The organism is Streptomyces sp. NPDC059037 (assembly GCF_042740015.1).
GTDB lineage: Bacteria > Actinomycetota > Actinomycetes > Streptomycetales > Streptomycetaceae > Streptomyces.
Genome location: NZ_JBHYIG010000335.1, coordinates 834 through 9,905 on the forward strand (window position 1 = coordinate 834; position 9,072 = coordinate 9,905).

The window sequence follows — 9,072 nt, forward strand, 5'->3', positions numbered from 1 at the left end:
TGCTCCTGCTGCCGCGCTTCACCCCGCACATTCCGCGCTGGGCGGAGTCGTTCGTGCCGCCGCGCTCCCGGCGCCGCCGCCGGGCCGCCGCGGCCGGCGGCGACGCGGGCGATGAGACGAACGCGACAGCCGGGACGGATGAGCAGGGAGAGACCGAAGCGGAGGTGGATCTCCTTCCTCCGGTCGACGCGGACGTCAACGGAGCGACCGCCGTCGGCACTCGCTCGCGCTTCGAGGATCGGCGCAAGGCCGGCTCGTCGAGCTGACGGGGCGAGGGTGAAATCGCCCAATACCAGACAACTTGCCTCGCGGAGTGCACAGACGCGCAGGCTCAGTCTCATGTGTGATGGCGAGCACACCTGACAGGTAAAGACCTCATCAAATAGTTTGTGATACCGTTCACGAAACCAGGGGATAGAGCCGAAGGGCCGTAATGCGACGGTCCGTTGGCCCGAGGGACACCCTCGACCCCGGACTACGCTCGTCCATGACGACACCCTGCCCCCATCAGTAAGCGGAGCTGCCGCCATGCCGTCTCAAGACGCCCGAAATCTCCTTCAGACCGCCGTGCCCACGGCTGCTGTCGGCGCCGTTGTCGCCGTCATTAGTGGTGTGGTTGCGGGTGGCAAGGGAGCGATCGGTTCCGTCGTCGGCACCGTGGTGGTCATCGCCTTCATGGGGATCGGCCTGTTTGTCCTGCAGAAGACGGCGAAATCGCTGCCCCAGTTGTTCCAGGCGATGGGCATGATGCTCTACGTCGCCCAACTGCTGCTGCTTCTCATCTTCATGGGCCTGTTCAAGGACACCACGCTCTTCAATCCGAAGGCCTTCGCCGCCGCTCTTGTGGTTGCGACCATTACGTGGATGGCGGCGCAGGCTCGCGCACACATGAAGGCGAAGATCCTTTACGTGGAACCCGACTCCGAGCAGAAGGACAAGCCGGAGAAGTCGGGGTCCTCGACGTGAAGGGTAGGGGCGGGATAAATGGCCGTTCGAGATGCTGCTATCGTCCGGTGCCAACTGCGGCACTGCTGGCGCGGGCATCTGAGCTGACGCCTGCACGATCGCGAGGCTCGATGCCTGAACGCCGCGCCCACATCCGAAACACCAGTCTGGTGCCGAATCGCGGCTGCGCGCCGCGCCGACACGACAACGAGGTTGCCGTACCTATGCGTCACGCCGAAGGAGCCCGCGGTGAGTGCTGACCAAACTGAGCTCGCCTTTGACTGGAGCTGTCGGATCATGTCCGACAACGGCTGTGGCTTCCCGGCTCCGGGCCTGCACTCGTTCCTCTTCAAGCCGATGTTCACCGTCGGTGGGTTCGAGTTCAACAAGGTCATGCTGCTCGCTCTGCTGACCACGCTCGTCGTCATCACTTTCTTCTATGCCGCTTTCGGCAAGGCGAAGGTCGTCCCGGGCAAGCTGCAGATGGCAGCTGAGGCCGGTTACGACTTCGTTCGCCGCGGCATCGTCTACGAGACGATGGGCAAGAAGGAGGGCGAGAAGTACGTCCCCTTCATGGTCTCACTGTTCTTCTTCATCTGGATCATGAACATCTGGTCCGTGATCCCGCTGACCCAGTTCCCGGTCTCGTCGATCATCGCCTACCCGGCGGTGCTCGCGGCGATCGTCTACCTGATCTGGGTGCCGCTCACCTTCAAGAGGCACGGCTTCGTCGGCGGCTGGAAGAACGTCACCGGCTACGACAGCTCGCTTGGCCCGATCAAGTGGCTCGTGTCGTTCATCGAGTTCTTCTCGAACCTCCTGGTGCGCCCCTTCACGCACGCGGTGCGACTCTTCGCCAACATGTTCGCCGGTCACCTGATGTTGGTGATGTTCACCGTCGCCTCCTGGTACCTGCTGAACAGCTGGCTGATCCCGGCCGCCGGTGTCTCCTTCGTGATGACCATCGGCATGGTCCTCTTCGAGCTCTTCGTGCAGGCCGTCCAGGCGTACGTCTTCGTGCTCCTCGCCTGCTCGTACATCCAGGGCGCTCTCGCCGAGCACCACTGAGCACCCTCCCCGCAACCCCCTAAGCGCCCGGTGGCCAACCCCCACCGGTCCATGAAAGAGAAGGAAGTAACGGCATGTCCGCGACTCTCGAGCTCGCCGCCCTCCAGGGTGACATCAAGGCCCTCGGCTCCATCGGCTACGGCCTCGCGGCCATCGGCCCGGGCATCGGCGTCGGCATCGTGTTCGGTAAGGGCACCGAGGCCCGGGCGCGTCAGCCCGAAGCTGCCGGCCTGATCCGCGCCAACCAGATCCTCGGCTTCGCCTTCTGTGAGGCGCTCGCCCTCATCGGCATCGTCATGCCGTTCGTCTACGGCTCCTGATCGCCCAAGACGATTAGCCCGTTCGACGAAAGGCACTGATGTGATCGCCAACCTGGTACAGCTGGCGGCCGAGCATGCGGAGGAGCAGAACCCGCTCATCCCGCCGGGCCCCGAGCTGCTCGTCGGCACCATCGCCTTCGCCATCGTCTTCTTCTTCTTCTGGAAGAAGCTCCTCCCGAACATCAACAAGGTTCTGGACGAGCGCCGTGAGGCGATCGAAGGCGGTATTGAAAAGGCCGAGGCCGCTCAGACCGAGGCCCAGAGCGTGCTTGAGCAGTACAAGGCTCAGCTCGCCGAGGCCCGGCACGAGGCCGCGCGTCTGCGCCAGGAGGCGCAGGAGCAGGGCGCCCAGCTCATCGCCGAGATGCGGGCCGAGGGCCAGCGTCAGCGCGAGGAGATCGTCGCCGCAGGCCACGCGCAGCTTGCCGCCGACCGCAAGGCCGCCGCGCAGACGCTGCGTCAGGACGTGGGCCAGCTGGCCACCGACCTGGCCGGCAAGCTCGTCGGCGAGTCCCTCGAGGACCACGCCCGGCAGAGCCGCACGATCGACCGTTTCCTCGACGAGCTCGAGGAGAAGGCCGAGGCCACTCGATGACAGCGCACGGAGCTAGCCGCGAGGCCACGGCCGCCGCGCGCGAGCGCCTCGACGCGCTGACCGACAACACGTCGGTCGACGCGAAGAAGCTCGCGGACGAGCTGGCCGCTGTCACCGCGCTCCTGGGCCGTGAGGTCTCGCTGCGCCGGGTCCTGACCGACCCGTCGCAGAGCGGCGAGTCCAAGGCCGAGCTCGCCGGGCGGCTGCTCGGCGGGCAGGTGGGCGGCGAGACCGCCGACCTGGTGGCCGGCATGGTCCGCTCGCGCTGGTCGCAGTCGCGTGACCTGGTGGACGCCCTCGAGGAGCTCGCCAACCTCGCCGACCTGACCGGTGCGCAGAAGTCCGGCGCGCTTGACGACGTCGAGGACGAGCTGTTCCGGTTCGGCCGGATCGTCACCTCGAACCCCGCCCTCCGGTCCGCGCTCACCGACCGCGGCGCCACGGGCGCGGCCAAGAGCGAGCTGCTGCGCAGCCTGCTCGGCGGCCGGGCCAACGCGGTGACCGAGCGGCTCGTGGAGCGCCTTGTGACCGCGCCCCGTGGACGTAGCCTGGAAGACGGACTCGAGGCCCTCTCCAAGCTGGCCGCGGACCGCCGGAACCGGATGGTCGCCGTCGTCACCTCTGCTGTGCCGCTCTCGGACCAGCAGAAGCAGCGCCTCGGCGCCGTCCTGGCGAAGGTCTACGGCCGGCAGATGCACCTGAACCTCGACGTGGACCCCGAGGTCCTCGGCGGGATCACGGTGCAGGTCGGCGACGAGATCATCAACGGCAGCATCGCGGACCGCATCGAGGACGCGCACCGCCGCATGGCGAGCTAGCAGTAACGCAAGACGTAGTAATTACGGCCCTAGTTGGGCCGTGCAGAGGATTCACCTCTTACTTGGGGGGAGTCCCCAGACCCCCAAAGTGAAACTTCGGGCCCAACAAGGAGAGCAGGGAACCCAGATGGCGGAGCTCACGATCCGGCCGGAGGAGATCCGGGACGCACTGGAGAACTTTGTCCAGGCGTACAAGCCGGACGCGGCCTCGCGCGAGGAGGTCGGTTCGGTCACCGTTGCCGGTGACGGCATCGCGAAGGTCGAGGGCCTCCCCTCGGCCATGGCCAACGAGCTGCTGAAGTTCGAGGACGGCACCCTCGGTCTCGCCCTCAACCTTGAGGAGCGCGAGATCGGCGCCGTCGTCCTCGGCGAGTTCAGCGGCATCGAAGAGGGCCAGCCGGTCACCCGTACCGGCGAGGTCCTGTCCGTCGCGGTGGGCGAGGGCTACCTCGGCCGCGTCGTCGACCCGCTCGGCAACCCGATCGACGGCCTCGGCGAGATCGAGACGTCCGGCCGCCGCGCCCTCGAGCTGCAGGCCCCCACGGTCATGGACCGCAAGTCGGTGCACGAGCCGATGGAGACCGGCTACAAGGCCGTCGACGCGATGACCCCGATCGGCCGTGGCCAGCGTCAGCTGATCATCGGCGACCGCCAGACGGGCAAGACCGCCCTGGCCGTCGACACGATCATCAACCAGCGCGACAACTGGCGCTCGGGCGACGTGAACAAGCAGGTGCGCTGCATCTACGTCGCCGTCGGTCAGAAGGGCTCCACCATCGCCTCCGTGCGCGGTGCCCTGGAAGAGGCCGGCGCGCTCGAGTACACGACCATCGTCGCCGCCCCGGCGTCCGACCCGGCGGGCTTCAAGTACCTGGCGCCCTACACCGGTTCGGCCATCGGCCAGCAGTGGATGTACGAGGGCAAGCACGTCCTCATCGTCTTCGACGACCTCTCGAAGCAGGCCGACGCCTACCGCGCCGTGTCCCTGCTGCTCCGCCGCCCGCCGGGGCGCGAGGCCTACCCGGGTGACGTCTTCTACCTGCACTCGCGTCTGCTCGAGCGCTGCGCGAAGCTGTCGGACGAGATGGGCAAGGGCTCGATGACGGGTCTCCCGATCGTCGAGACCAAGGCGAACGACGTGTCGGCGTTCATTCCGACCAACGTCATCTCCATCACCGACGGCCAGTGCTTCCTGGAGTCGGACCTGTTCAACGCCGGTCAGCGCCCCGCGCTGAACGTCGGTATCTCCGTCTCCCGAGTCGGTGGTTCCGCGCAGCACAAGGCGATCCGCCAGGTGTCCGGACGCCTCCGCGTGGACCTCGCCCAGTTCCGTGAGCTCGAGGCGTTCGCCGCCTTCGGTTCCGACCTGGACGCCGCGTCGAAGGCCTCCCTCGAGCGCGGTCAGCGGATGGTCGAGCTGCTCAAGCAGCCGCAGTACCAGCCGATGGCCACCGAGGACCAGGTCGTCTCCATCTGGGCCGGCACCACGGGCCGCATGGACGAGGTCCCGGTCGCCGACATCCGGCGCTTCGAGACCGAGCTGCTCGAGCACCTGCACCGCAAGGAGCAGGGCCTCATGACCTCCATCAAGGAGGGCGCCAAGATGTCCGACGACACGATCACGGCCATGGCTGACGCCGTCGCGGAGTTCAAGAAGCAGTTCGAGACGTCGGACGGCAAGCTGCTCGGCGAGGACGCTCCGGCCGCCGTCGACGTGTCCAAGTGACGACGGAAGGGACCTGACTCATGGGAGCCCAGCTCCGGGTCTACAAGCGTCGCATCAAATCCGTCACCGCGACCAAGAAGATCACCAAGGCGATGGAGATGATCGCCGCCTCGCGTGTCGTCAAGGCACAGCGCAAGGTGGCGGCCTCCACTCCGTACGCGACCGAGCTCACGCGCGCGGTCACCGCGGTGGCCACGGGTGCGAGCGACAAGCACCCGCTGACCACCGAGGCCGAGGCTCCGACCCGGGCCGCTGTCCTGCTCCTCTCGAGCGACCGCGGTCTGGCCGGCGCCTTCAACTCCAACGCCATCAAGGGTGCGGAGCAGCTCACCGCGAAGTTGCAGGGCCAGGGCATGGAGGTCGACACGTACATCGTCGGCCGCCGTGGCATCGCGCACTACAACTTCCGTGAGCGCAAGATCGCCGGGCAGTGGACGGGCTTCACGGATGCCCCTTCCTACGCGGACGCCAAGGTGATCGCCGGACCCCTGATCGAGGCCATCGAGAAGGACTCGGCCGAGGGCGGCGTGGATGAACTCCACATCGTCTACACCGAGTTCATCTCGATGATGACGCAGGACGCGGTCGGTTCCCGGCTGCTCCCGCTGAGCCTCGACGAGGTGGCCAAGGAGGCGGGCACGACGGACGAGGCCCGTCCCCTGTACGACTTCGAGCCGTCGGCGGAGGACGTCCTCGACGCCCTGCTGCCGCGCTACGTCGAGAGCCGCATCTACAACGCGCTGCTCCAGTCGGCTGCTTCCAAGCACGCCGCCACGCGCCGCGCGATGAAGTCGGCGACCGACAACGCGGGTGATCTGATCACTGCGCTCACCCGCTCTGCCAACGCGGCCCGCCAGGCCGAAATCACCCAGGAAATCAGCGAGATCGTCGGTGGCTCCAGTGCCCTGGCCGACGCGACCGCGGGGAGTGACAAGTAATGACGACCACTGTTGATACGGCCGTTGCCACGGGCCGCGTCGCCCGGGTGATCGGCCCGGTCGTCGACGTGGAGTTCCCCGTCGACGCGATGCCGGACATCTACAACGCCCTGCACGTCGAGGTCGCCGACCCGGCTCTGGACGGCGCCAAGAAGACGCTGACCCTCGAGGTCGCCCAGCACCTGGGTGACGGCGTGGTCCGCGCGATCTCCATGCAGCCCACCGACGGTCTGGTCCGCCAGGCCGCGGTGACCGACACCGGCGACGGCATCACCGTCCCGGTCGGTGACATCACCAAGGGCAAGGTGTTCAACACCCTCGGCGCGATCCTGAACGAGCCGGAGGCCGAGAAGGACGTCACCGAGCGCTGGGCGATCCACCGCAAGGCCCCGGCCTTCGACCAGCTCGAGTCCAAGACCGAGATGTTCGAGACCGGCCTGAAGGTCGTCGACCTTCTCACCCCGTACGTCAAGGGTGGAAAGATCGGTCTGTTCGGTGGTGCGGGCGTCGGCAAGACCGTCCTCATCCAGGAAATGATCATGCGTGTGGCCAAGCTGCACGAGGGCGTTTCCGTGTTCGCCGGTGTCGGCGAGCGCACCCGTGAGGGCAACGACCTCATCGACGAGATGGAAGAGTCGGGCGTTCTGGACAAGACCGCCCTGGTCTTCGGTCAGATGGACGAGCCGCCGGGCACGCGTCTGCGTGTCGCCCTTGCCGGTCTGACCATGGCGGAGTACTTCCGCGATGTGCAGAAGCAGGACGTGCTGTTCTTCATCGACAACATCTTCCGCTTCACGCAGGCCGGCTCCGAGGTCTCGACCCTGCTCGGCCGCATGCCCTCCGCGGTGGGTTACCAGCCGAACCTGGCCGACGAGATGGGCCTCCTCCAGGAGCGCATCACCTCGACGCGTGGTCACTCGATCACCTCGATGCAGGCGATCTACGTCCCCGCGGACGACCTCACCGACCCGGCCCCGGCCACGACCTTCGCGCACCTCGACGCGACGACCGTGCTGTCGCGTCCGATCTCGGAGAAGGGCATCTACCCGGCGGTGGACCCGCTGGACTCGACGTCCCGCATCCTGGACCCGCGCTACATCGCGCAGGACCACTACGACGCCGCCATGCGCGTCAAGGGAATCCTGCAGAAGTACAAGGACCTCCAGGACATCATCGCGATTCTCGGTATCGACGAGCTGAGCGAAGAGGACAAGCTGGTCGTCTCCCGCGCCCGTCGCGTGGAGCGCTTCCTGTCGCAGAACACCCACGCCGCCAAGCAGTTCACCGGCCTGGACGGTTCGGACGTGCCGCTCGACGAGTCGATCGCCGCGTTCAACGCGATCATCGACGGTGAGTACGACCACTTCCCCGAGCAGGCGTTCTTCATGTGCGGTGGCATCGAGGACCTCAAGGCGAAGGCCAAGGAGCTCGGCGTCTCCTGAGTCCTTGACTCATGGGAGGGGTGGGCGCGTCCCGCCCCTCCCGGTACGCCCACTAGAATTTGACCCAACACCCGGCGAAGCCGCCGGGTGGTGACCCGAGGAGCCACCCTTGGCTGCTGAGCTGCATGTCGAGCTGGTCGCCGCGGACCGCAGTGTCTGGTCCGGCGAGGCCACCCTGGTCGTCGCGCGCACCACGTCCGGCGACATCGGCGTCATGCCCGGTCACCAGCCGCTTCTGGGTGTGCTGGAGTCGGGCCCGGTGACCATTCGTACGAGCGACGGCAACACTGTCGTCGCCGCCGTCCACGGAGGATTCATCTCCTTCGCGGACAACAAGCTGTCACTGCTTGCTGAGATCGTCGAGCTGTCGGACGAGATCGATGTCCAGCGCGCGGAGCGGGCGCTCGAGCGCGCGAAGTCGGAGGCCGACGCCTCCGCCGAGCGTCGCGCGGACGTCCGACTGCGGGCGGTGGCGACGCGCTGAACCCAGCGTGTCGGCGTTGACGTGACTCAGCCGCGGCCTGATCCGGAGCAATCCGGAGCGGGTCGCGGCTGAGGCAATGCGGGTGCAATTCTGTTGGTCCGTTTCGAAGAGGCGAGGAGGTCGGTGCCGATGATCCTCACTCTGCTCGTGTGCGGACTCGTATTGGTCGCGCTGGTACTGGTGGGGCTCTTCGTCTTCGGACTGCGCCGCCGGCTGATCCAGCGGTCCGGCGGCACCTTCGACTGCAGCCTGCGCTGGAACGCCCCGGAGAAGGGCGACACCTCCGGCAAGGGCTGGGGCTACGGGGTGGCCCGCTACAACGGCGACCGGATCGAGTGGTACCGCGTCTTCTCGTACGCTCCCCGGCCGCGCCGGGTCCTCGAGCGTTCGGCCATCGAGGTCGTCGACCGACGGGCACCGGACGGCGAGGAAGAGCTGGCCCTGCTCTCCGACGCGATCGTGCTGGGCTGTCTCCACCGCGGCGTACGCCTCGAACTGGCGATGGGCGAGGACGCGCTGACGGGTTTCCTGGCTTGGCTTGAGGCGGCCCCGCCGGGCCAGCGAGTGAACGTGGCCTAGCTGGAGCCCCTTTAGGGGCGCGGGGAACTGCGCGACCGGCCACAAACGGCCCGCAGCCACAAGACATGAGAAGCCGGGGAGAAAAAGGGGGGGGGCCGTGGTCCCCCGCCGCGGCAGTGGGGGGGGCGCCCCGGTGGCTGTGAACGAGAACAATATC

Annotated in this window: 10 protein-coding genes and 1 pseudogene; all 11 read left to right on the forward strand. The window is 67.2% G+C overall.

Features of this window, described 5'->3' with window-relative positions; genetic code table 11:
- Positions 1 to 266, forward strand: a pseudogene (locus tag ACFWY6_RS40400) (undecaprenyl/decaprenyl-phosphate alpha-N-acetylglucosaminyl 1-phosphate transferase); the annotation flags it as partial.
- A gap of 262 nt (positions 267 to 528) precedes the next feature.
- Positions 529 to 966, forward strand: a complete 438-nt coding sequence (locus ACFWY6_RS40405) for a hypothetical protein (RefSeq protein WP_384701353.1) — start codon at positions 529 to 531, stop codon at positions 964 to 966.
- A gap of 276 nt (positions 967 to 1,242) precedes the next feature.
- Positions 1,243 to 2,013: a F0F1 ATP synthase subunit A gene (gene atpB / locus ACFWY6_RS40410; protein WP_384701374.1), complete on the forward strand. Its 771-nt coding sequence runs from the start codon at positions 1,243 to 1,245 to the stop codon at positions 2,011 to 2,013.
- A 74-nt stretch (positions 2,014 to 2,087) separates the two neighbouring features.
- Positions 2,088 to 2,333: an ATP synthase F0 subunit C gene (gene atpE / locus ACFWY6_RS40415; RefSeq protein WP_384701356.1), complete on the forward strand. Its 246-nt coding sequence runs from the start codon at positions 2,088 to 2,090 to the stop codon at positions 2,331 to 2,333.
- Positions 2,334 to 2,373: 40 nt separating this feature from the next.
- Positions 2,374 to 2,928: a F0F1 ATP synthase subunit B gene (locus tag ACFWY6_RS40420; protein WP_384701358.1), complete on the forward strand. Its 555-nt coding sequence runs from the start codon at positions 2,374 to 2,376 to the stop codon at positions 2,926 to 2,928.
- Positions 2,925 to 3,746, forward strand: coding sequence for a F0F1 ATP synthase subunit delta (locus ACFWY6_RS40425; RefSeq protein ID WP_384701361.1), 822 nt, complete (start codon positions 2,925 to 2,927; stop codon positions 3,744 to 3,746). Before ACFWY6_RS40420 ends, ACFWY6_RS40425 begins: the two co-directional genes overlap by 4 nt.
- Positions 3,747 to 3,873: 127 nt before the next feature.
- A complete protein-coding gene (atpA, locus tag ACFWY6_RS40430; protein WP_384701364.1) occupies positions 3,874 to 5,472 on the forward strand; it encodes a F0F1 ATP synthase subunit alpha in 1,599 nt (532 codons plus the stop codon).
- Positions 5,473 to 5,492: 20 nt separating this feature from the next.
- Positions 5,493 to 6,410: a F0F1 ATP synthase subunit gamma gene (locus ACFWY6_RS40435; protein ID WP_384701367.1), complete on the forward strand. Its 918-nt coding sequence runs from the start codon at positions 5,493 to 5,495 to the stop codon at positions 6,408 to 6,410.
- Positions 6,410 to 7,852 carry a F0F1 ATP synthase subunit beta gene (gene atpD, locus ACFWY6_RS40440; protein ID WP_384701370.1) on the forward strand — a complete coding sequence of 481 codons (1,443 nt, stop codon included), beginning with the start codon at positions 6,410 to 6,412 and terminating at the stop codon, positions 7,850 to 7,852. The genes ACFWY6_RS40435 and atpD overlap by 1 nt, the downstream gene beginning before the upstream one ends.
- Before the next feature lie 109 nt (positions 7,853 to 7,961).
- Entirely contained in the window at positions 7,962 to 8,336 is a 375-nt protein-coding gene (locus tag ACFWY6_RS40445; RefSeq protein WP_266870814.1) for a F0F1 ATP synthase subunit epsilon, read from the forward strand.
- Positions 8,337 to 8,465: 129 nt separating this feature from the next.
- Positions 8,466 to 8,915 carry a DUF2550 domain-containing protein gene (locus ACFWY6_RS40450; RefSeq protein WP_135331165.1) on the forward strand — a complete coding sequence of 150 codons (450 nt, stop codon included), beginning with the start codon at positions 8,466 to 8,468 and terminating at the stop codon, positions 8,913 to 8,915.
- The last annotated feature ends 157 nt before the right edge of the window (positions 8,916 to 9,072 follow it).

Coding starts and splice junctions, on each gene's coding strand:
- ACFWY6_RS40405 (WP_384701353.1), top strand. CDS start 529: ATGCCGTCTCAAGACGCCCGAAATCTCCTTCAGACCGCCGTGCCCACG.
- atpB (WP_384701374.1), top strand. CDS start 1,243: ATGTCCGACAACGGCTGTGGCTTCCCGGCTCCGGGCCTGCACTCGTTC.
- atpE (WP_384701356.1), top strand. CDS start 2,088: ATGTCCGCGACTCTCGAGCTCGCCGCCCTCCAGGGTGACATCAAGGCC.
- ACFWY6_RS40425 (WP_384701361.1), top strand. CDS start 2,925: ATGACAGCGCACGGAGCTAGCCGCGAGGCCACGGCCGCCGCGCGCGAG.
- atpA (WP_384701364.1), top strand. CDS start 3,874: ATGGCGGAGCTCACGATCCGGCCGGAGGAGATCCGGGACGCACTGGAG.
- ACFWY6_RS40435 (WP_384701367.1), top strand. CDS start 5,493: ATGGGAGCCCAGCTCCGGGTCTACAAGCGTCGCATCAAATCCGTCACC.
- atpD (WP_384701370.1), top strand. CDS start 6,410: ATGACGACCACTGTTGATACGGCCGTTGCCACGGGCCGCGTCGCCCGG.
- ACFWY6_RS40450 (WP_135331165.1), top strand. CDS start 8,466: ATGATCCTCACTCTGCTCGTGTGCGGACTCGTATTGGTCGCGCTGGTA.